This is a genomic window from Parendozoicomonas sp. Alg238-R29 (assembly GCF_947331445.1).
Classification (GTDB): Bacteria; Pseudomonadota; Gammaproteobacteria; order Pseudomonadales; family Endozoicomonadaceae; genus Sansalvadorimonas.
Genome location: NZ_CAMZOG010000028.1, coordinates 21,134 through 42,523, shown reverse-complemented (window position 1 = coordinate 42,523; position 21,390 = coordinate 21,134). Strand labels below are relative to the sequence as shown.

The window sequence follows — 21,390 nt, the reverse complement described above, 5'->3', positions numbered from 1 at the left end:
GGTGTTTTGAGGTGCTGCTGGTTTTTCTGTTGTAAGAGGAAAGTGTATGGGAACCAAATTGACTCCGGAAGAGTTGTTGAAAAGTAATCACTACTGTGTATTTTCCACAGCTAACAGCCGGGCGGAGCCGTGGTCTACACCTTTGTTTTATGCGTTTGATGAACATTGGCGATTATTCTGGATTTCTGCCAGCAGTGGCAGGCATTCCCAAAACCTCGCTGAAAACCCAAAAGCCAGTGCGGTGATTTATGAACCTCCTGGAGTATCCCATGAAGTGTCTGCTTTATACCTGTCTGGGATGGTGAGCATTTGTCAGGGGGAGCAGCTGAGTTATGCGCTGGGTATTTATATGAAGCGTACAGAGCTTGGAGTGTCCGGTCGTGTAGAAGACTATCAGGAGAATAGTCCGTGTCGTATTTTCTGCCTCGACACGGATGAAGCATTTACCCTGCATGAGCCGGAGTGGGAAGACAATCTGTTGTTGGATAAAAGAGTCGCGGTTGAGATTCCCTGAATGAAAAATAGCCGCTTTCCAGAAGAGCGGCCATTTTCCTTTTGCCCAGAGAGTGATTAAAACAGTTCTTCTGGTGGGCGTGTGCAGCTGAGTCGATCCCCCAGCAGCTCTTCCAGTGTTGGAATCAGGAAGGAGTCGTCTTCACAGGCAAAGCTGACAGATGTGCCAGTAGTACCAGCACGACCGGTACGGCCTATGCGGTGGACATAATCTTCTGGGTCTTCCGGCAGGTGATAATTCACAACATGAGAAATACCATCAATGTGAATGCCCCGACCGGCGACATCTGTTGCCACTAGAACCTGCAATTTTCCAGCACGGAAGTCTTCCAGGGTTCTAATGCGTTTTTTCTGCGGAACATCGCCCGACAGCATATCAGCGCGGATTTTATCTTTGCGCAATTTCTCGGCTAAGCGACGGGTTTGGTCTCTTCTGTTGGTAAAGACTATGACTCGTTCAAGATTGTGGCGGTTGATCAGGTTATAGAGGATCTTGTATTTCTCTTCGGTACTGACAATCCAGACCTTTTGATCAACCGTATCTGTTGCAACACTGTCCGGCTCAATTTCTACCTTCAGTGGGTTCCAGGTCCATTGCTCTCCCAGTCGCAGAACATCTTCACTGAACGTGGCTGAGAACAGTAAAGTTTGCCTGTCGCCAGGACGCGGAGTGGAGCGGATTATTCGGCGTACTTGAGGGATAAAGCCCATATCCAGCATACGATCGGCTTCATCTATCACCATGGTTTCAACAAGGTCTAAATGGATATCCCTGCGCTCGCAGTAATCCAGCAGACGACCTGGGGTGGCAACTAGAATATCAACGTATTCTTGCTGAAGCTGCTGGCGCTGCTTTTCATAGTCCATGCCGCCAACCACCATAACAGTGTGCAGCTTGGTGTGTTTGGTCAGAGCTTCGGCATCTTTGTGAATCTGCATGGCCAGCTCCCGGGTAGGGGCAATAACCAAGGCTCGAGGTTCACCCAGGTAACGTTCATCCGGAGCAGGGGTTTCCAGTAATTGCTTAATGGTGGCGACCAGGAATGCTGCCGTTTTTCCTGTACCGGTCTGAGCCTTACCGATAGCGTCTCGGCCTTGCAGGGTGGCTCCTAATACTTCGGCTTGAATCGGCGTGCAGTACTTGAAGCCAAGATCGGCAACAGCGTGAAGCAACTCATTCGGAAGGTCGAAATCATGGAAGCGTGATTTGCCTTCTTCCACCGGTACCTGAAACTGGCTTGGATTCCAGTTATTCACCGGTTGAGTGGATTTTTCCTGATGACGCTTGTGGCGTTTATGGGGGTGGCGGCCACGTTTTTTCTGGTCATCATCACGGTATGACCTGGAATCCTGACTCTTTGGGGGATGGGCTGAGGAGCTGTTTCCCTGAGAGGAGCTGTCACTGTTGCGACGCGTGCCGGCTGTCGCGCGCTTTTTCTTGGACCGGCTGAAAATATTTAGAAAACCACTCAAACCTGGTTGTTTCCTTCTCGTTAGGTAAAACAGCCTGAAGCTGGGTCAACTTGAACCTGCTATTCACGGCTGTTGTGGGCACCGTGGTTCTGAAGTGGTGGCCTGATACTATTTGTGAGGGTCGTAAATCCAGCTTCTGTCCCCTCGCCGTTTCTGTTTTTTGGCAGGGAACCTCCGCCGGAGAATGGTCAGGCACTCAGAATATTAGGGTGCGGCAATCAGAGCATTATCGACTGCTGGGTCTCAGTTGTCGACAGTGGGTGTGATTTGGGCGCTTTGAATCAGCCTGAATTCTGCTCAGGCTGATGGGTTTGGCAGTTTAATCGTCTAGAGTTGAGTCTCTGTAGTATTTTGGCTGCTTACGTTTTCGCATCATGCTTCTGCCAGTACGGAAACGTCTGATAACTCTACCAAGGGTAGAGGCTGCTCGCTCTCGCTCCCGTCGGGATCTCAGGTGCTTCAATCGGCGCCGGGTGTAAGGTGCAACAACAACGAACATTGGTCCAAAGAAGGTCTTCTCTTCTTCAAAGTGTGCCATGGCCGTATTTAGGCTATAACCTGTTGGAGGCATGGCTGTAGGGCGAATACTGCTCATAATCCTCTCCTTTCTTACCCATGCAGGCCTTTAAAATGGAGCCTGCTTCCAACGTTTAGAAAGCGAATTCGGGGGTGGGTTCCGTAACAGGAGGGCGTAAACGGGGGCTTGAGAGCGGTTTTGTCAGTATGGCTAACACTCCGGTCAGGCTGCTTAACACAGTCTGACCGGAAATGGATCATTTAGAGCCCTGCTACGATATCCTTGCTGAAGCTTTTTTCGCAATATTTGCACTTCATCTGAATATCGCTGTTGCGTTCCTTAAGGGTAAAGGAGCTTTGTACCGGTTCGTTGTGGGTTACACAGTTGGAGTTAGGGCATTCAAATACCCCCTCCAGTTTCTCAGGTGCGCTCATTTTAAACTTGCCGCGAACAGTGTAATCCTCAATCACATTGATGGTGGCCTGAGGCGCAAACAGCCCCAGTTCGCTGGCTTCTGTTTCGTTGAACAGGCGGTTTTCAACTTTAATGATATCTTTCAGCCCCAGTTCCTTACTGGGTAAGTTGAAACCAACTGTGATGCGCAGATCGGTTCCCAGCAGCTGCAGCTGGCTGAGGATCTTTACGCCTTGTCCAGCCGGGATGTGATCAATTACGGTGCCGGTGTTGATGGCTTCGACCTGAAGTTTTTTCTTCTCGACCATGATATCCAACCTCAAATAGTTTCGTTCAGAACCAGTGCCAACAGGGCTTCGCGGGCGTAAACACCGTTTTCTGCCTGCTGGAAGTAGTACGCATGAGGCGTGTGATCCACATCTACGGTGATTTCATCAACCCGGGGCAGAGGGTGCAGAACCCGCATATTAGGTTTGGCTTCTTTCAGGTGATCTGCTGTCAGGATGTAACGGGAGGCGATGTGTTTGTATTCGGTCTCATCAAAACGCTCTTTCTGCACACGGGTCATATAAATGATATCTGCATCGTGGGCGACTTCGTTGAAGTCATGGACGCGCTTGAACTTAATGCTGCTCTCTTCAAAGTCATCCAGTAGGAAATCAGGCATATATAAGGCATCAGGAGCCAGAAAGGTAAACTCAGCGCCAAAGTTGCACAGGGCCTGAGCTAGAGAATGCACTGTGCGGCCATACTTCAAATCACCGCAGAAGGCGACTTTCAGGCCATCGAGAGTGCCTTGGGATTCATAAATACTGAACAGATCCAGAAGTGTCTGGGTTGGATGCTGATTAGAACCGTCACCGCCGTTGATCACTGGTACAGTAGAAAATTCAGAGGCCAGGCGGGCTGCGCCTTCCTGAGGGTGACGCATAACAAAGGCATCTGTGTAGGAAGAAATAACCTGTACAGAGTCCGCCAGTGTTTCACCTTTTTTCGCCAGAGAGGTGTTACCACCATCAGCGAAGCCAATAAACGTGCCGCCCAGACGCTGAACAGCCGTTTCGAAGGAGAGGCGAGTACGGGTAGATGCCTCAAAAAAACAGCTGGCAATCACTTTCCCTTTTAACAGGTCTGGACGTGGGTTGGTTTTCAGGGCCTCTGCAGTAGATACGATGAGCTCCAGTTCTTCCCGGGTGAGGTCGGTGATGGAGACTATATGCTTCTGATAGAGCGGATTAGTCATATCGAGCTTACCTGTCCTTTATAGCTTTGTGAGCCTGTTTTTGTGTCAGGGTTTGAATGGCACCGGTTATTGGTAACAATATTGGGTGATAGATGTTGAAACCAAAAAAAAGCCCCTGAAATAGGAGCTTTTTAAAAAGAAGAAAGGTGTCCGGCTTGCAGCGGCGTGCAGAAGTTATGCGAGTAAAAACTGCCTTCATAAAAAATCCGCCAATCCGGTAAATATTCAAACCTGAAACAGCTTTGTCTGAACTAAGGCTACAGTATCTCCAGACAAATTGCGCGGCATTATACGTTTTACACACCTTCGGTCAAGGGCATGCTGGAGATCTAGGCAGACGCTTTACGTTGCAGCACCTCAAGAGGGTGAGGCAGCTCCAGTGTTACGTCAGATTTGGTCTGACAGCAGCAGGGCAGAATATGCCCCTCCTGCACAAAGGCCAGTGGCTGCTCAGCATACTCAACGGCACCGTCCACCAGTTTAACTTGGCAACTGCCACAGTATCCCTGACGACATTGGTACTCCATGGCAATATCTTGTTCTTCCAGGGCTTCCAGAAGCGTTTCCCCGGGTCTGGGCAGAAAGCTGTAACCATCCTGGATTTTTACGATATTGGCCATAGAGTTGCCTTGCCTAAAGTAAGAGTTACAGGGAAAAACCATCAAAGTCATCACTGTCGACATCACTGTCAATCTGTCCGACCAGATAAGAGCTCACTTCAACTTCCTGGGGCGCAACTTGAACATTGTCACTGTTTAACCAGCTATTCATCCATGGCAGTGGATTTTGAGTGATGGTGAATGGGGACTCAAAGCCAACAGCTGCCATACGCTGACCAGTAATGTACTCAACATACTGGCCAAGAATGTCTTTGTTCAGGCCAATCATGGAGCCATCGCGGAAAAGGTAAGCCGCCCACTCTTTTTCCTGCTCTGCTGCATCAAGGAAGATCTGGCGAGCTTCATCTTTGAGTTCGCTGGCGATCTCTGCCATTTCCGGATCATCGCGACCACTCGCCATTAACTGGAGGGTGTGCTGGGTGCCGGTAAGATGAAGAGCTTCGTCACGGGCGATCAGTTTGATGATTTTGGCATTGCCTTCCATTGTGGCCCGTTCCGCAAAAGCAAAGCTGCAGGCGAAGCTGACATAGAACCGGATAGCTTCCAGAACATTGACCGATACCAGCGTGAGATAAAGCTTTTTCTTCAACTCCCGCTTGGAGACAATGACAGTTTCGCCATTAATGGTGTGTTTACCTTCTCCCAGGGTGTTGAGCAGTTGCACACCTTCAATCAGTTCGTCGTAATAACAAGTGATGGCTGTGGCGCGGGAGACAATGGCGTCGTTGTTGATAATGTCATCAAAGATCTCACCAGGTTCAGCCACCACATTACGCATGATGTGGGTGTAAGAGCGGGAGTGAATGGTTTCACTGAAAGACCAGGTTTCGATCCAGGTTTCCAGCTCTGGAATTGAGACAATCGGTAGCAGGGCAACGTTAGGAGATCGACCCTGAACAGAATCCAGCAACGTTTGATATTTCAGGTTGCTGAGAAAGATATGGCGCTCATGTTCTGGAAGACCGGCAAAGTCACTGCGATCGTTAGACAGGTCAACTTCTTCCGGGCGCCAGAAAAACGACAACTGTTTTTCAATAAGTTGCTCGAAAATGGCGTACTTTTGCACGTCATAGCGGGCAACGTTCACGTTCTGGCCGAAAAACATCGGCTCTTTGGTGGCGTCGAAATTGTTTTGATTAAAAGTGGTGTAAGCCATGTTCGCCTTCTTTTGACAAGCGCGCTGGCAGGTGCGCTGAGAGTCTCGGTATAACTGTTTTTATATTGCGCCGCTAGTGTTGTGGCCAGCGGCTTATTCAATAGTTAGATCTTGCAGGCGCCGCCGGCGCAGCCGTCATCTTCCTGCTCAACATGCTGGGCGTCGCTCGCGCCATCACGGGTGTTGTGATAGTAGAGTGTCTTCACACCCAGCTTATAAGCGGTTAACAGATCCTTGAGAATGACTTTTACCGGAACTTTACCGCCTTCAAAACGAGACGGATCGTAGTTGGTGTTGGCCGACGCAGTCTGGTCTATAAACTTCTGCATAATGGCGACCAGTTGCAGGTAACCATTGTTGTCAGGGATGTCCCACAACAGTTCGTAGTGATGACGAAGGGTTTCGTACTCAGGCACAACCTGCTTAAGAATACCGTCCTTGCTGGCCTTTACGCTGATAAAACCCCGTGGTGGCTCGATACCGTTGGTAGCATTGGAAATCTGCGAGGAGGTTTCCGAAGGCATCAGCGCGGTCAGGGTTGAGTTGCGCAAACCGTGGGTTTTAATCTCTTCCCTCAGGCTTTCCCAATCTAAACGCAGTGGCGTATTGCAGATTTCATCGAGTTCCTTTTTGTAGGTATCGATGGGAAGAATGCCTTTGCTGTAAACGGTTTCGTTAAACTTCGGACAGGCACCTTTCTCTTTGGCCAGCTGATTGGACGCTCTCAGTAAATGATACTGAATCGCTTCAAAGGTTTTATGAGTGAGTGCGTTACCGGAGCCATCAGAGTAGCGACCACCATTTTTCGCCAGATAGTAGGCATAGTTAATAACACCAACACCCAGTGGACGACGCCCCATGGTTGCGGTGTGGGCAGCGGCAACCGGGTAGTCCTGATAATCCAGAAGACTATCAAGAGCTCGGACAATCAGGTCAGATAACTCTTCCAGCTCATTCAGGCTGTCAAGGGCTCCCAGGTTAAAGGCCGCCAGTGTACAGAGAGCAATTTCGGCCTGCTCATCGTGAATATCCTGGAGAGGCTTCGTAGGTAGGGCAATTTCCAGGCAGAGATTACTCTGACGAATTGGCGCCTGCTTGGCATCAAAGGGGCTATGGGTATTGCAGTGGTCAACGTTCTGCAAATAAATTCGACCAGTGCTGGCCCGCTCTTGAGCAAACAGGCTGAACAGTTCAACCGCTTTCAGGGTTTTCTTGCGAATGCTGTCGTCTTGTTCGTATTGGGTGTAAAGCTGCTCAAACTTGTCTTGGTCTTCAAAGAAGGCGTCGTAGAGTCCGGGTACATCACTGGGAGAGAACAGAGTGATATTGCCACCTTCTATAAGGCGTTGATACATCAGGCGGTTCAGTTGCACGCCGTAATCAATATGGCGAACCCGGTTGTCTTCGACACCACGATTGTTTTTCAGAACCAGAAGGTTTTCCACTTCATAGTGCCAGATGGGATAGAACAGCGTAGCCGCGCCACCACGAACGCCACCTTGGGAGCAGGATTTTACCGCTGTCTGGAAGTGCTTATAAAAAGGAATGCAGCCAGTATGGAAAGCCTCACCACCACGGATGGGACTGCCTACGGCACGTAAACGACCAGCATTAATACCGATACCTGCACGTTGGCTTACATATTTCACAATGGCACTGGCAGTGGCATTAATGGAGTCCAGTGAGTCATCACACTCAATCAGAACACAAGAACTGAACTGACGGGTTGGTGTACGGACTCCAGCCATAATTGGTGTTGGCAGAGAAATACGGAATGTAGAGACAGCATCGTAAAAACGACGAATGTAGTCCAGTCTGGTCTCTTTAGGATACTCCGCAAACAAGCTGGCACCAATCAGTGCGTAAAGAAACTGTGGGCTTTCGAAGTATTCACCGGTGACCCGATTCTGAACCAGATATTTACCTTCAAGTTGCTTCACCGCCGCATAACTGAAATTCATATCGCGGTTGTGATCAATAAAACTGTCAATCTGTTCCAGCTCTTCCCGAGTGTAATCCTTTAATAGAGCGGCGTCGTATTTCTTCAGTTCCACCAGATGCCCTACATGGTCATATAAAGCAGGTGGTTCAAACTGGCCGTAAGCTTTTTTACGCAGATGGAAAATAGCCAAACGGGCTGCCAGATACTGGTAATCGGGGGCTTCCCGAGAAATTAGGTCGGCAGCGGCTTTAATCAGGGTCTCGTGAATCTCAGTGGTTTGGATACCATTGTAGAACTGGATGTGGGATTTCAGTTCCACCTGGGAAACTGACACATTATCCAGCCCTTCAGCAGCCCAGGTGATCACCTTGTGAATTTTTTCAAGGTCGATAGCTTCCTGCTGCCCGTTTCTTTTGGAGACCTGAAGATGTTCGTTCATGCCCTGCTGATACCTATATGCACTATATGTTGTGGTTATGTGGACGTGTCAATCCTAATCATTCGAAATAAAACAACAGCAACGACCATACCAAAAGGTATATTGGAGCCACTCAACAGGCACAGGGAGACCGTTGCAGAGAAAGCAAAAAGCAAAGTCGGCAAGGATTTCGTCTGTTTCTGTTTTTAGAGTGTCAACCGTTTGACTATGCTTTCGGGCTATTTAGGTAACATTCCCGAATGGATTTCCCTGTATAGCAATTGGTTGCCTGAGACCCCGTGTGTGTTCCATGATGGGGCACTAAATGTTGTGTTGTTCTTATTTATGTATACAAGATAATGCGGTCTTGGTCGCATTGCAAGGTGCCGCTTGTAGCGCAGAAGAGACTTTTAGGCGGTGAAAAAAACCTCATGTAAGTGTTTACTTTCCTCTAGCGTGCCCATTCTGAGAGTTCGAGTGGAAATGGGGTGGGTGCAGGAAATGGCAGTTTTTTTTACTATAGATTTTTATAATCGTTATCTTGTTATTTCATAGCTAATAACTCTTTGACGGAGTGATACCCGAAAGCACTATATCTTGTGGTTGTTGTGTTTTATAACTTCCTTATTTTGTATTGTACGGCAGTGGCCGGAGGCGGTGAATCTTTACGCTTGATTGAGGTCAAAGGGAAACCGGTTACAGACTGCAACAGAAACGTTCAGGCCTGTGCGGTTATCATTAGCAAAGGTAGAATCCGGTTACACTCTATGATGCAAACAGAAGCAGAAGTATCCACTGTGGAACAAACAGACTCCGGCCATATTCTCATTGTCGAAGACGATGAACGCCTGGCCAGCCTTACTCGCGAGTACCTTGAAAACAATGGTCTGACCGTCAGCGTTGAGCATGACGGTGGCAAGGCTGTTGATCGAATCCTTGAAGAGAACCCAGATCTGGTCGTGCTCGACTTGATGCTGCCCGGTGAAGATGGTGTCTCCATCTGCAGGCGGGTGCGGGCTGATTTTCATAATCCCATCCTGATGCTGACCGCGCGCACCGATGATCTGGACGAAGTTCTGGGACTGGAGATGGGCGCAGATGATTATGTCGCCAAGCCTGTTCGCCCCCGCGTACTGCTCGCTCGTATTCGTGCTTTGCTGCGTCGCAGCGCACCGGTACAGGAAGACTTTGGTGATAAGGGGCGACTGGAGTTTGGTGATCTGGTTGTCGATGCGGCTATGCGTGAAGCCTGGCTCAAAGACACCAATATCGAGCTGACCAGTGCTGAATTCGATCTTCTGTGGCTGCTTTCTTCCAATGCCGGGCGTGTGCTGAGCCGGGAAGAAATCTTCGAAAAGCTGCGGGGTATTGAGTACGACGGCCAGGATCGCTCCATTGATGTGCGGGTGTCGCGTATTCGTCCCAAGATTGGTGATGACCCTATGCACCCACGTATGATCAAAACTGTTCGCTCCAAGGGGTACCTGTTTGTTCGTCCGGTTTAAACCGGGTCGGGCAAATAGCTAATGACGTCAGCAGACAGTTTGCTGGCTGATACCTGTCTCGTTAGAACCTCTTGAGTTGGAGATGAGCGAGTGAGCAGTATTTTTCTGCGCATTTACGGTGGCCTGTTGTTCACCCTGGTGCTGGTGGCCGTGTTGTGCGGACTGGCTCTGACCATTATTAATGGAGTCAGGCTGCAGGATTTTCGGGAATCAACAGCACGAGGCACCTTCCGTGTAATGAGTCTGGAGCTGGCGAGCCTGAGTGAGGATCGCTGGCCGGAACAACTGGAGGTTTGGGAAAACCGTCTGGGTGTTGCTCTCACTGTTGTACCAGATAAAGATGAAGGTCTTGGGCAGCAAACAGCTCGTCAGCTTCAGGCTGGTCGAGTGCTGGTGCGAGGAGGGGATGCCGGACAATTCGAAATATTTTCCGCCATCAATGATTCGTCGCTGTTGCGTGGAACACTCGAAGATATCAATGAGCAACTGGCAACCGGCACAGCAACCATTGTTCGGGATTGGCTGAGCCGCATACCTCCAGCAAGGCGATTACTGATACTGGAAGATCGTGCCAGCGATTTGTTTGGTTATCAGGTTACCCTTCAGAATCATTATCCTGGACGTTTTTCCCAGCGACAGCGCGGACTGCTTGAGCAAGGCATGTCTCTGGCCCTGTTTAATCAGGGTGGCCGTGCGATGAATATATACAGTCGTCTACCTGATACCGGCAAAGTGCTTGTGCTTGGGCCGATTTCTATGTTGAACCCATATCCCTTTAAGCTGCTGGCAACCATTGGCCTGTTTATTCTTGCGTCCATCAGTATTGCTATTTATGTGCTGGTGCGTGGGCTTGAGCGCAGGCTCAGCAAGCTGGAACGTACGGCAAGGCGTTTGGCACGAGGTGATCTGGATGCACGGGTAAAGCTTCATGGTGGTGATTCCGTTGGGCAGCTAGCGGCCGCCTTTAATAATATGGCCAGTCATATCCAGCGTCTGCTGAGTATACAGAAAGAGATGATTCGCGGTGTCTCCCACGAACTGCGCACACCTGTTGCCCGTATTCGTTTTGGGCTTGAAATGGTCGAAGATGCGCAGGCAGATGATGAGAGGAGTAGTTACATCAAAGGGATTGATGGTGATATTGAAGAACTTGATCACCTGATTGATGAAATTCTCACCTATGCAAAGCTGGAAGAAGGTGTTCCTGATATTCGTTTTCAGCGGTTGGATGTAGATAACATCGTATTAAGGGTTGTGGAAGAGCATCAGAGACAGAAGAGTAGCATTGTTGTTGAACACGTTCCTTGTCGTATGCTCGAGCCCCGCAGAAAGATTGATGTGGAAGAGCGTTATATTCATCGAGCTATTCAGAATCTGGTGAGTAATGCTTGCCGTTATGCTGATAGTAAGGTTCAGGTGCGCTTCAGTGTTGGTCACGACAGTTGTCGTGTCGATGTGGAAGACGATGGCCCCGGTGTTCCTGAAGATCAGCGAGAGCGGGTGTTCACTGCCTTTGCCAGACTTGATGATAGTCGCACCCGTTCATCGGGTGGTTATGGTCTGGGACTTTCGATTGTTCGGCGGATTATGCACTGGCATAACGGAAAGGCGATGGTCGGAGTCAGTGATCAGTTAGGCGGTGCCCGGTTCAGTCTGGTGTGGCCTCGCCGTCAGCGCGGGCGTTAAGAGCGTTTGCCGGAATGTCCAGGGTGCGGGTTGGGAATGCCATATCCGCCCCCTGTTTATGAATGATATTACCGATCTCCAGTAAAATTTCATGACGGGCATTCATATAACTTTTCCAGTCTGTGGTCAGGGTATAGAACCGTATCCGGATATCGAGAGAGCTGGTTCCGTAATCAATAAAACGCGCTAACACTCCTCTGACCTGATCCAGCGATTGATGATTGGCCAGATAGTCTTCAATCGTCTGGGTAACAGAGTCCAGTAGAGGGAAGTCCTTGTAACGCAGGCCAATAATAATATCGACTCTGCGGTTCTGCATGCGTGAAGGGTTCACCACTGCCATATTGGTAAACAGAGCATTGGGCACGTAAATTGGAGTGCGGTCGTAACCGCGTATACGGGTCTGGCGCCAGCCAATATGTTCCACAAAACCTTCAATGCCTTTGTCTTTTAGAAGAACCTTTTCTCCAATTATGAAAGGTCTGTCCATATGAAGAGTCAGGCCACCAAAAAGGTTGGCGAGCATATCTTTGGCGGCCAGACCAATAGCAAGCCCCCCCACACCTCCAAAAGCCAGAAGGCCACTGATACTGACGCCAAGGTTTTGCAGTAGGGTCAGTGCCGTGGCGATAGTCAGACCAAGCTGCATAAGCTTGATCAGTAACTCAGCAGTTGGCAGGTCTATTTTCAGGCGGGATCTTTCTGCTTGACGAAAGCTCTCTCGGGTCAGACGCAAATAACGCATTAACAATGCATAAAGTAAACAGACGACAACTATCTGGCGAATGGAGTGAATAGTCCCGCTGGCCTGAATGCCATAGTGCTCCATTACTAAATCAGCCGTTACACTTGCCCCCATAAGCAGAATGCCAACAACAATAACAGGAGTTGCAGCCTGGCTCAGAGTGTCATCCCAATGGCTTTTGGTGCGGGAAAATCGAGCGGTTAAACGATCCAGAATACGTTTACAAAGCCATGCCAAAGCTGAGGACGCGAAGACTGTTACCAGGCACTTGATAATGATCGGGGCGAGTTCAGTCAATTCCGATAGGGACATGATTCCTGGTTCCTTCCTCTGGAGGGTGGTGTAGAGAGAATTGTCAGAGGAGAGTCACAGGATAGGTATAACGAGACTGTTAGACCTGCTAACAGTCTCGCTTATTTAGAGGTGTCAGTTTTTCTGGCTAATATAGCTTTGCAGAGAAACGAGGCCATCACTTGCTAAAGCAACTCCGGTTTTTGTGCGACGCCAGAGAATGTCTTCAGCAGTTTCGGCCCACTCCTGATCAAGAAGATAGTCAACCTCCGCCTGATACAGATCATTGCCGAAGTGCTGGCCAAGGTCATCCAGAGAATGACAAGGAGCAAGAAACTTCATGCACAGCTCACCGTAACTGCTGGCAAAGCGGGTTGCCATATGTTCCGGAAGCCAGCTTTTCTCTTTGGCCAGCTGCTGAGCATAAAGTGGCTGTGAGGCTATAGAGCCACCCGGCAATGGGGTGCTGTCGGTCCATGGCTGTTGCATATCTGGAAACCATGGATGAAGTTTTTTCAGAGCAGATTCTGCCAAGCGGCGATAGGTGGTCAATTTCCCACCAAACACATTGAGCAATGGGTATTGTTCAGATTCCTGAGAAACGGTCAGCGTGTAGTCTCTGGTAATCGCTGAAGGATCATTCGATTCATCATTGCAGAGCGGTCGTACACCGGAGAATCTGTATACGATGTCGTCACTGGATATTTGTTTGTTGAAGTGACGGTTGGCAATATCGATAAGATATTCCACTTCATCACTGTCGGGGGCAACTTTGGATGGGTCGCCAGTGTACTCTACATCGGTGGTACCAATCATCGACCACTTCCCCTGCCAGGGGATCACAAACACAATCCGCTTATCGGCATTCTGGAGAATATAGGCTTCGTCATCATCATGGAGTACTGGAACCACAATATGACTACCTTTTATCATTCTGATGCCGTATTCCGGTTTGGCCTGCAGGCTGTTTTCAATAAAGTCGGCCACCCATGGGCCGGAAGCATTCACCAATGCCTTGGCAGTAACTGAGCGTTTGGTACTGTTGGTTTCGAGTTCGACTTCCCAACCTTTATTTTTGCGGTGAGCAGAGGTACAGCGTGTTCTGGGTAGAATGTCTGCACCCAACTCTTTGGCTGAAATAGCATTGGTGATCACGAGGCGGGCATCGTCAGTCCAGCAGTCAGAATATTCAAATGCACGAGTGAAATCTGGTTTCAACGGAGAGTGACCGTTGAGCTTGACACCTTTGCTGCCCGGTAATGTTTCCCGGTGTGCCAGTGAGTCATAGAGGAAGAGTCCCGCACGAATCATCCAGGCTGGGCGCAGATGAGGAGCGTGGGGCAGTCGGAAACGCAAAGGCTTCACCAGATGGGGAGCGTTAGCCAGCAGAACTTCTCGTTCACGCAGAGCCTCCCGAACAAGCCGGAATTCATAATGTTCCAGGTAGCGCAGTCCTCCGTGTACTAATTTACTGCTGGCAGATGACGTCGCTGATGCCAGATCATTCTGCTCACAGAGCAGTACTTTGAGGCCTCTGCCTGCGGCGTCTCTGGCAATACCGGTGCCATTGATTCCGCCACCAACAATGACTAGATCATAGATATCATCAGAATACTTTGTGTTTGCGCCACTGGAGGGACGGGAACTGCTGTCTGACTGCATGACTACTCGCTATTGGTTATTGGCGCTGTTTTCTTAGTTGTACTGCTTTATCAGTTGTACTGCTTTATCAGTTGTACTGCTTTATCGGTGATACTACTTCCTGGCAGCATAATGGGATTATGATTATCTCATTTTCGTACGGACACTATTGTATCTTCTGGATAGGAATTCTGTATGTCATTCTAGACATATAGGGTGTCTTTTTAAGTTGTATAAGAAATAAAAAGCAGGTGAGAAGGGTTATGAGGTCGGAGTTGTTGCGAAAACTGCTATGGTCGTTGGTTTTGGTAGTGGTTACCGGGTGCCAATCTGTGAGTACAACTCGTGAGGGGGCGGTTGGCGTAAACCGTGAGCAAAGTATGTTTATGTTGCTCAGTGAGCAGCAGGTGGAAGAACTGTCCGAACAGTCTTATATGCAGATGCGGGAGCAAGCTAAAAAAGAGAAAAAGCTTGTAAGCAGTGGTGCGACCGTTACCCGGTTACAAAAGGTTGCCGATAGGCTGGTGTCTCAGGTCGGTGTTTTTCGCCCCGATGCCAGTCAGTGGGCCTGGCAGGTTAGCCTGATTGACGAGAAAATCCTCAATGCCAGCTGCTTGCCTGGCGGCCGGATAGTATTCTACACCGGTATTATTGAAGCCTTGAGCCTGAGTGACGATGAAATCGCTGCCATTATGGGTCATGAAATCGCTCATGCTTTAAGGGAGCATGGACGTGAAGGCATGTCTGAAGCTTATATGATTCAGCTAGGCAGCACGCTGGTAGGTTCCGTGTTTGGTGCGTCTCGAGAGACTCTGGACCTGGCCAATAACGTTGTTCACTATGCCATGACTCTTCCCAACAGCCGGGAAAAAGAAGTGGAGGCGGATATTATTGGTCTGGAGCTTATGGCTCGGGCCGGTTATAACCCAGAAGCCGCTGTCACTCTCTGGCAGAAAATGTCTGCACAAAACAGTCAGCAGCCTCCCGAATTTCTTAGTACCCATCCGGCGACATCAACCCGTATAGATGGGCTTCAACATTACATTCCCAAAGTCCGTGGGTTATACGAACAGGTGCAAAGCGGGAAGGCAGGTTGATCAGCCAGTTTTCAGTGTGTTGATTGCTGGGAGGGATGACGCTCAGCGTTGGGTGTGTCGGCGGAGGGTGTTTGAGGAGGGTGTTCGAGGAGGGTGGCATATTCGTGTTTTGGTGAAGTAATGGTCTGAGAGGTGTTTTCATTGATAATGTGGCTTTTGGAGTTTTTTATTTTCTTACCCTCTTTTTTCAGTTGATTTTATGGGCGTGCCGACAGATTCCCATGGGGAGTCATAAAAGAGTATAAAAACAACAGGTATATGTCCTGTTGTTTTTATAGAAAAGTATTTAGGGGTTCTAATGGAGGGTTAGCACTTCTTATGTGTTTATCTATCAGGCGAAAGCAGGCACCATCATCGCTGATGGGCGCAGCCCGGTTGTATCTCCTACTTTGAGTGAGCTTTGCGCTGGTGTTTCCAGAAGAAGTTCTTCTCCTGAGCTTAATCGCAGCTTTAGCAGGTTATTTTCACCGCGAAAACTCATTTGGACGACTGTGGCCGTGTGGGGTGATGTTTGATCACAGATAACATGATTGGGGCGGAGAAGAACTGTTTGCTGTTCTGTGGGAATATCAGTGACAGGCTCGAATACACCGGCTGCTGTTTCAATCCGCCCCTCAAGGTTTCTGGTTCCCTTAATCAATGAGCCTTCACCCACAAAACCGGCGACAAAATCGCTGGCAGGTTGTTGGTAAAGTTCTCTGGCAGTGCCCCATTGTGCCATCTGGCCGTTTTGCATTAAGCCGATTTTATCGGCAAAGGCAAAAGCTTCTTCTTGGTCGTGAGTAACCAGAATAGAGCTGGTTCCTGTTTGCTTCAGCAGTTCACGCACTTCATGGCTTAATGATTGACGCAGTGATGCGTCAAGGTTTGAAAATGGCTCATCCAGCAATAACAATCTGGGCTCGTTGGCCAAAGCCCGTGCCAAGGCAACGCGCTGCTGTTGTCCGCCAGAAAGCTCCTGTGGGTAACGGTTGGCAAACTCTTTCAGCCCGGTTAGTTGAATCATATCGTTAATACGGGAGCGAGAGTTTTTTCCGGATAGTCCGAAGCCAATGTTTTTAGCCACGGTTAGGTGAGGGAAAAGGGCATAGTCCTGAAACACCATACCCAGCTGCCTATGCTCGGGAGAAAGAGTGAAGCCTGGCTGAGAGAGTGTTGATCCGGCGAGCGAAACGGAGCCGTGATTCAAGGGTTCAAATCCGGCAATGGCGCGCAGGGTTGTGGTTTTTCCACAACCACTGGGGCCAAGAAGACAGGCATGCTCGCCAGCCTGAACGTCAAAGGACAGGTTGTGAACGACCGTTTCGCTGTTGTAGGAACAGGAAATCTCACAGACGTCGAGCAAGTTACTCATTCAGCGCCGTTCCCAGAAGGTTTCGAATCAGTGGAATGAGACGCTGGGCAATTTCTGCCGCCTCAGTCTTTGAAAGAATTAACGGTGGGAGCAATCGGATAGTATTTCCGGCGGTTACATTAATCAGCAGGCCAGCTTTAAGAGCATCAGAAACCAGTTGCGCACAGGGGCGATCCAGTTCAATGGCAAACATAAGCCCGGCATGTCTGATATCAACAACTCCATCATTGCCTTTTAAGCCTTCCTGAAAAAGATCCTGAAGGTATTGGCCTGTTGTCAGTGTGTTGTCGAGCAGGCTGTCCTGTTCAATGGTGTCGAGTACGGCAAGAGCGGTTGCGCAGCAGAAAGGGTTGCCACCAAAAGTTGTGCCATGGCTGCCGGGTACTAGAATTTTTGCTGCTTCACCTTGAGCCATGCAGGCACCTATAGGGAGACCGTTACCCAGGCCCTTGGCGGTGCTGATAACATCAGGTTTGACATTTTCGTGCTGGCAGGCAAACCACTGTCCGGTTCGGCCATTACCGGTTTGAATCTCATCAACCATGAGCAGGCAGTCGTTATCATCACAGATGCTGCGCAGAGCTTTCAGGTAACCGGCATCAGGAATATTAACGCCGCCTTCGCCCTGAATGGGTTCAACAAGAACTGCGACAATATCTTCTCTTGCAGTCAGCTCTTCGACTGCCTGAGTATCATTGAAAGGAACTCTGTAAAAACCTTCCAATAGAGGGCCAAAACCCTGCTTGGCAGCAGCATTGGCTGTCGCCGTAAGAGTAGCCAGTGTTCGGCCGTGGAATGCGCCTTCCATCACAACAATGCCGGGCTTTTCTATGCCTTTCTGGTGGCCGTAACGGCGGGCGATTTTAATAGCGCATTCGTTCGCTTCTGCGCCGGAGTTGCAGAAGAAAACTTTTTCCATGCCAGTCAGGCCCGTCAAGCGTTCAGCCAGTTTTTCCTGAGCTTCAATACCATAAAGATTGGAAGTGTGAAGCAGTTTACTGCTTTGCTCTCTGATTGCTTGAACAACTCGTGGATGGGCATGCCCGAGGCCACATACCGCTATGCCAGAAAGGGCATCAAGGTATCGTTTGCCATCATTGTCTTCCAGCCATACACCTTCTCCAGTAGTAAAGGTAACCGGTAGGCGGTTATAGGTTTTCATCAGGCTTTCAGTCATGATCCTGCTCTGGCTTTTGCTTGTTGTAATCAGGGGAGAGATGCTTTCTGCCTGTGCAGTTTAGGCACAGGCAGAAAGCATCTTAGCGAGGGCGGGTAGTATTTGGCAACTGTCAGCCGTTGGCGGCTTGTCTCCTGTTTTTCGGCATGGTCGCGGCAGAAATAGGGGGCCAGCTCCAGACGTAAATGATTCCGGTATTCACATCCCAAGTGAACGTAGCTGTTTCGCCATGACAGCGAACCCGGTAAAACGCGTTAACCGGTAACAAAGCTTCAATAGTTCCGGGTTTGATATCTGTAGTTTGAACTTTTCTCCAACGCCTTTCTTTCCAGTACTGCACTTTGCAGAATTCGCTGGTGAGTCGCTCTTTTTTCTCTCTGAACGGACTTTCCAAGGCAAGCTCAACCGGATATTCAAGTTCGTTTTCCGGGCTAAGTATGGTGATGTGACCATCGTCGCCCAATATGGACAGCCATTTGTCCATCGTGCTAATAACGCAGTAACCATTCACAGCTTTATGGGCATAACCAATCACAGCTGGAACACCATAAAAACCGGGTTCTTCGCCATTAATATCAATAGCCCGCCAGTAGTCGCCATCGATGGTTGAGCAGGTATACGTCCCATAGCGCTGGCGCTCCATTGGGTATGGGACAACCGGGCGATACTGATTTGTTGCATCAGTAGCTGGTTCGGGAACAAGGTCTTTGTAACGTTTATGAAAAGGCTTGGTCTGAAGTGTTTCCAGAAAGCTATAACGCATAACTTTCACGGGTTTCTGGGTCAGGTTGAGGAGTTCACTGGTTTTCTCAAGGAGTCCGTGATCATTTAATTCCGCCATCCAGGACTGCTGGGTTACCGGGTTGAAATCCAGCGCTGCAGCAAGCCCTTTTCTACGTCTGTCAACGGTGCGAAGCCAAGGGTTGTTCAACTCTAAAGGTTCTTCACTGATGCGAACGCGCATCTCCTGTAAAAAACGATCCTTACGGGTAGAAACCGGGGAGAGAATGTAATGAAGGAATATCTCGGAGATATATCTCGCGTTGCAGTTGTTCCTGCTGCACCAGTGCTGGCAGGAGCGGGTGACCCAGTAGCTTAACGTGTCCGACCCAAGGTATTCCAAAATGTGATCTGGCATGCCTTCTATCAGTAGGCGGGCAGCTTCCTGTTGAAAGGCACTTGCTCCTGGCCCCATAGCCTGATGGGTCTTCTTTATGAGAATCTCCCTTGGGCTGGGAGGAGCGCCCCAGTTATGATAAAGGTCCAGAACGATCCAGGTCAGGGTCAGGAAAGAGACCAGACTGTGCACCGGGTGTTCTCGGATGCGAGCCTGCAGCCATCCTGCCGCCTGCTCGACAGTTTGTCGTTCAAGGTGTCGAGCAACACCATTGGGGTCGTTTTCCGGGAGTTGAGAGGGGCTTGATCCGCCGCCTCCATCATCACCGCCTCCACCTCCAGGTGGATCGCCAAAATTGTGTGTGTGTTCAGCCTGCATTTGTTCGACGATCGCCTTGCGGCGTTCCAATTGCATTTGAGCAAAGGTTTTTTGCTGCTTTTTTATAACACTCTCTGCATTTCCTGGCAGGCGTAGTGGCTCAATAGGTTGTCTTGCTTTTTTGCGTTTTATAGGAGGGGGCGGTTTTGATAAGACTTTCCCTGATTTTTGGGTAGAGTTTTCTGGGATGGAATCAAGTAATGGGCGGTCGCTTCCTTTTTTTATGCGCACCTCGTTGATGGCGGACGCTGCTGCAACTAGTTCTTCTACTGTCAAATTTCCCTGATATCCATAGCTCTGAGTTTCCGCATCCTTTGTCTTTTGGGTTGCTGCTGCTTTTAGGTGAGCCTGACTTTCAGCGCTATATAACTCCTCATCACTCAGTCTTTTGGCGCCACCAGGTAAGAATGTGTTGGAGTCAGGGGGGAGGTCAGCAACTGTTATGACCTTACCCGCTCGTTGATGACAGTGGGTATGCTCGGTAGTGCGGTGGCCGGTTATTGGATCGAAATTTAATGTCTCTAGTGCCTGCTTTGGGTCAAGTAATGCACTGTTTTCAATGGTGTTTTTGGATCTCTTTTCGGAGCCTTGCCAGTTGGGGTTGATATCAGGCAAAGTGAAAGTGATAGTTTTTTTCCTGAATGCCTGTTTCTCCATAATCTGTGTGGATGATAGATTGTCAGTGTCGTGTTGATCTTGAAGAATATAGTTTACTTCCTCGTTCAAGCTGAGCTGGCTAAGTTTGTGAACAACCCGGGTGTTGAGTGACGGGATATGCTCTATAACGACCAATCGGCCGTCGCGTAACTCTTCCGTTAAGCAGAGTAGGGCGAGCTGGCGGGCGTCTAATGTCACCTGCGCCTTGTCTTGCGCCCTGATGCCTTCCAGGAATGCTCGGAGGGGGAGGTCTTTAAGACGATGATAGATAGCCGCTTTGCCCCCCGATTCGCCCACTTGAATAGCTATCTCCAGCTGTTGTTGCATCTCTGGGGAGGTGTTAAAGGGTTTGTCTGCCTCTCTTGATGGTTGTGGTGTAAAGGTTTCTTCTTCGGTATTCGTTAGTTGGGAATACTGGTTGACAGTGAAGGTTACGGTTTTGTCTGAGCACACATACTTCTCTTCGGTGATAATCGCGTTAACGGGAACGAGTACTCGTGAAAGCGTAGGTTTCCCTCCCTTGTGATGGCTTGTGACTAGAAGAAGTTTGTTTTTTTGTTCGTCTGGGAGAGCCTGAAGCCGCTGAATCAGAGCAGCTGGGGTTTTGCCAGTGCCATCTTTTGAAAGTTTGCTCAGGATGAAAATTGTGGGATCTGCTTCTGACAGGTTTGCAAGTCCCAGAAATTCTCCCTTCTCATCAGGGAGGATTTCTGTGAGGTTCAGGGTATAGCTGAAAGATTTGTCAAGCATTGCAGTGGGAAGAGTGCTGGGGGAGGCCACTGCATTGTCGAGGAGTACAATAGGGGTGTTTTGCGTGTCAGAAATAACATACAACCAAGCTGTGGAGGCATCTTTATTAAGTATCGGGTGCCAGCTTAACAAGTTCTCGAGCATGCTCGGAGAGAAGTGCAGGGTATCTGAGTGCTGCCCATGGCCAAACAGTAGAGGGCCTGGGCCGGTGTTTCCCCAAAGTGGGATAACTGTGCCGGAGTGTGGGTCGAAAATGGCAAGCCTGAAAGCGGATTCCACGTTGTTGGGGTTGTGTAAACTGGAGTGTTGGTAGAATTTTGATATTGGCTTCAGTGGAGATTTGCTGTTGGTTCTTAGCCGCTCAATAATAGCGTTTTCCATGATATCCCGATTAGCGATGTTCTGCTGCTGATGATCTATATCCTGTTGCTCAGTTGGTTGGTTGGGGTGGGGCCAGCTTTTGTAACTCGGAGTTCTGGTTACGGCAAAAGAATAGGCTGGATGGAGGAGAGCCAGCCCCGTAACAATTTTTAAGAGAACGCTTAAGAGTATTTTAAAAAAGGCGGATATTCCTGCATTGGAAAACCTGTAAAGAAAAGGTTTGCACATGCTGATTTTCTGGCTCCTGCCGGATATGCGGTTTGGTGTTTGTAAACTGGCGGGGAGCAGTGTAGAAGGTCTTGGGAATCCTGCTGG

16 protein-coding genes are annotated in these 21,390 nt (G+C 49.3%); 4 read left to right on the top strand and 12 right to left on the bottom strand.

What is annotated here, in order from left to right; genetic code table 11:
* The first annotated feature begins 46 nt into the window (after positions 1-46).
* Positions 47-514 (top strand): pyridoxamine 5'-phosphate oxidase family protein, encoded by a 468-nt coding sequence (locus QMA35_RS09215; protein WP_281646855.1) that lies wholly within the window; start codon positions 47-49, stop codon positions 512-514.
* A 56-nt stretch (positions 515-570) separates the two neighbouring features.
* Here the strand turns inward: QMA35_RS09215 and rhlB are convergent, their stop codons facing one another.
* The 7 genes from rhlB to nrdA all read right to left on the bottom strand — a co-directional run bounded on the left by rhlB (position 571) and on the right by nrdA (position 8,317).
* Complete coding sequence (gene rhlB, locus QMA35_RS09210) at positions 571-1,770, bottom strand: ATP-dependent RNA helicase RhlB (RefSeq protein WP_281646860.1); 1,200 nt, start codon at positions 1,768-1,770, stop codon at positions 571-573.
* 535 nt (positions 1,771-2,305) lie between these two features.
* Positions 2,306-2,581: a hypothetical protein gene (locus QMA35_RS09205; RefSeq protein ID WP_281646854.1), complete on the bottom strand. Its 276-nt coding sequence runs from the start codon at positions 2,579-2,581 to the stop codon at positions 2,306-2,308.
* 182 nt (positions 2,582-2,763) lie between these two features.
* A complete protein-coding gene (pyrI, locus tag QMA35_RS09200) occupies positions 2,764-3,225 on the bottom strand; it encodes an aspartate carbamoyltransferase regulatory subunit (protein WP_281646853.1) in 462 nt (153 codons plus the stop codon).
* A gap of 11 nt (positions 3,226-3,236) precedes the next feature.
* Positions 3,237-4,160 (bottom strand): aspartate carbamoyltransferase, encoded by a 924-nt coding sequence (gene pyrB, locus QMA35_RS09195; protein WP_281646852.1) that lies wholly within the window; start codon positions 4,158-4,160, stop codon positions 3,237-3,239.
* Between the two features lie 329 nt (positions 4,161-4,489).
* Positions 4,490-4,780 (bottom strand): class I ribonucleotide reductase maintenance protein YfaE, encoded by a 291-nt coding sequence (gene yfaE, locus QMA35_RS09190; RefSeq protein ID WP_281646851.1) that lies wholly within the window; start codon positions 4,778-4,780, stop codon positions 4,490-4,492.
* A 25-nt stretch (positions 4,781-4,805) separates the two neighbouring features.
* The gene (nrdB, locus tag QMA35_RS09185; RefSeq protein ID WP_281646850.1) at positions 4,806-5,936 is read right to left on the bottom strand and encodes a class Ia ribonucleoside-diphosphate reductase subunit beta; all 1,131 of its coding nucleotides are present in this window, start codon (positions 5,934-5,936) and stop codon (positions 4,806-4,808) included.
* Positions 5,937-6,040: 104 nt separating this feature from the next.
* A complete protein-coding gene (nrdA, locus tag QMA35_RS09180; RefSeq protein ID WP_281646849.1) occupies positions 6,041-8,317 on the bottom strand; it encodes a class 1a ribonucleoside-diphosphate reductase subunit alpha in 2,277 nt (758 codons plus the stop codon).
* A gap of 746 nt (positions 8,318-9,063) precedes the next feature.
* Between nrdA and QMA35_RS09175 the strand changes: the two genes are divergently transcribed.
* Both QMA35_RS09175 and QMA35_RS09170 read left to right on the top strand, forming a co-directional pair.
* Entirely contained in the window at positions 9,064-9,801 is a 738-nt protein-coding gene (locus tag QMA35_RS09175; RefSeq protein ID WP_281646848.1) for a response regulator transcription factor, read from the top strand.
* A gap of 90 nt (positions 9,802-9,891) precedes the next feature.
* Positions 9,892-11,487 carry an ATP-binding protein gene (locus QMA35_RS09170; RefSeq protein WP_281646847.1) on the top strand — a complete coding sequence of 532 codons (1,596 nt, stop codon included), beginning with the start codon at positions 9,892-9,894 and terminating at the stop codon, positions 11,485-11,487.
* On the opposite strand, the gene QMA35_RS09165 is transcribed toward QMA35_RS09170, so the two are convergent.
* Entirely contained in the window at positions 11,450-12,544 is a 1,095-nt protein-coding gene (locus QMA35_RS09165; protein ID WP_281646846.1) for a mechanosensitive ion channel family protein, read from the bottom strand. The genes QMA35_RS09170 and QMA35_RS09165 overlap by 38 nt on opposite strands.
* Before the next feature lie 114 nt (positions 12,545-12,658).
* Positions 12,659-14,185, bottom strand: coding sequence for a glycerol-3-phosphate dehydrogenase (gene glpD / locus QMA35_RS09160; protein ID WP_281646845.1), 1,527 nt, complete (start codon positions 14,183-14,185; stop codon positions 12,659-12,661).
* A gap of 311 nt (positions 14,186-14,496) precedes the next feature.
* Here glpD and QMA35_RS09155 point away from each other — a divergent pair, with 311 nt between their 5' ends.
* Positions 14,497-15,261, top strand: a complete 765-nt coding sequence (locus QMA35_RS09155) for a M48 family metallopeptidase (protein ID WP_281646844.1) — start codon at positions 14,497-14,499, stop codon at positions 15,259-15,261.
* Positions 15,262-15,592: 331 nt separating this feature from the next.
* Here QMA35_RS09155 and QMA35_RS09150 read toward each other — a convergent pair whose 3' ends face one another.
* The 3 genes from QMA35_RS09150 to QMA35_RS09140 all read right to left on the bottom strand — a co-directional run bounded on the left by QMA35_RS09150 (position 15,593) and on the right by QMA35_RS09140 (position 21,303).
* Positions 15,593-16,615 (bottom strand): ABC transporter ATP-binding protein, encoded by a 1,023-nt coding sequence (locus QMA35_RS09150; protein WP_281646843.1) that lies wholly within the window; start codon positions 16,613-16,615, stop codon positions 15,593-15,595.
* Positions 16,608-17,792: an aspartate aminotransferase family protein gene (locus tag QMA35_RS09145; RefSeq protein ID WP_281646842.1), complete on the bottom strand. Its 1,185-nt coding sequence runs from the start codon at positions 17,790-17,792 to the stop codon at positions 16,608-16,610. Before QMA35_RS09145 ends, QMA35_RS09150 begins: the two co-directional genes overlap by 8 nt.
* Before the next feature lie 112 nt (positions 17,793-17,904).
* A complete protein-coding gene (locus tag QMA35_RS09140) occupies positions 17,905-21,303 on the bottom strand; it encodes a hypothetical protein (RefSeq protein WP_281646841.1) in 3,399 nt (1,132 codons plus the stop codon).
* Between the last annotated feature and the right edge of the window lie 87 nt (positions 21,304-21,390).

Coding starts and splice junctions, on each gene's coding strand:
- QMA35_RS09215 (WP_281646855.1), top strand. CDS start 47: ATGGGAACCAAATTGACTCCGGAAGAGTTGTTGAAAAGTAATCACTAC.
- QMA35_RS09205 (WP_281646854.1), bottom strand. CDS start 2,581: ATGAGCAGTATTCGCCCTACAGCCATGCCTCCAACAGGTTATAGCCTA.
- pyrI (WP_281646853.1), bottom strand. CDS start 3,225: ATGGTCGAGAAGAAAAAACTTCAGGTCGAAGCCATCAACACCGGCACC.
- pyrB (WP_281646852.1), bottom strand. CDS start 4,160: ATGACTAATCCGCTCTATCAGAAGCATATAGTCTCCATCACCGACCTC.
- yfaE (WP_281646851.1), bottom strand. CDS start 4,780: ATGGCCAATATCGTAAAAATCCAGGATGGTTACAGCTTTCTGCCCAGA.
- nrdB (WP_281646850.1), bottom strand. CDS start 5,936: ATGGCTTACACCACTTTTAATCAAAACAATTTCGACGCCACCAAAGAG.
- nrdA (WP_281646849.1), bottom strand. CDS start 8,317: ATGAACGAACATCTTCAGGTCTCCAAAAGAAACGGGCAGCAGGAAGCT.
- QMA35_RS09175 (WP_281646848.1), top strand. CDS start 9,064: ATGATGCAAACAGAAGCAGAAGTATCCACTGTGGAACAAACAGACTCC.
- QMA35_RS09165 (WP_281646846.1), bottom strand. CDS start 12,544: ATGTCCCTATCGGAATTGACTGAACTCGCCCCGATCATTATCAAGTGC.
- glpD (WP_281646845.1), bottom strand. CDS start 14,185: ATGCAGTCAGACAGCAGTTCCCGTCCCTCCAGTGGCGCAAACACAAAG.
- QMA35_RS09150 (WP_281646843.1), bottom strand. CDS start 16,615: ATGAGTAACTTGCTCGACGTCTGTGAGATTTCCTGTTCCTACAACAGC.
- QMA35_RS09145 (WP_281646842.1), bottom strand. CDS start 17,792: ATGACTGAAAGCCTGATGAAAACCTATAACCGCCTACCGGTTACCTTT.
- QMA35_RS09140 (WP_281646841.1), bottom strand. CDS start 21,303: ATGTGCAAACCTTTTCTTTACAGGTTTTCCAATGCAGGAATATCCGCC.